This window comes from Gluconobacter sp. Gdi, from assembly GCF_014132155.1.
In the GTDB taxonomy this organism is placed as follows: domain Bacteria; phylum Pseudomonadota; class Alphaproteobacteria; order Acetobacterales; family Acetobacteraceae; genus Gluconobacter.
This window is the reverse complement of sequence record NZ_BLJQ01000083.1, coordinates 1-304: the sequence shown is the minus strand read 5'-3', so window position 1 is coordinate 304 and position 304 is coordinate 1. Positions and strand designations below refer to the sequence as shown.

Genomic DNA, 304 nt, shown 5'->3' with positions numbered 1-304 from the left:
GACCTGAATGGAAAGAATACCCGGTTCCCTGCTGCTATTTCCGCTTTGCAGCGGCAACGTCGCATCGCCATCTGTCCAGCGGTATGTGGAAGATTCCAGCCCATGCCAGCCTGACAGGTTGGACAGGGACAGATGAGCGGTCAGACTGACTGTCTGACGAGACGCAAACAGGGAAACATCCCCGACAAGAACGCCGAGATCACGACGATCGTCTACGAATGGTCCAATCGTGTCACTTGGGCGACTGGCCCGCGATACCAGACGAACTGTCGTGACATTCGCTGGAAGCATGAACATGACACGG

Annotated in this window: 1 pseudogene; it reads right to left on the bottom strand. The window is 55.9% G+C overall.

From position 1 onward, the window contains the following. Nucleotides 1-304, bottom strand: a pseudogene (locus tag JN414_RS16580) (hypothetical protein); the annotation flags it as partial.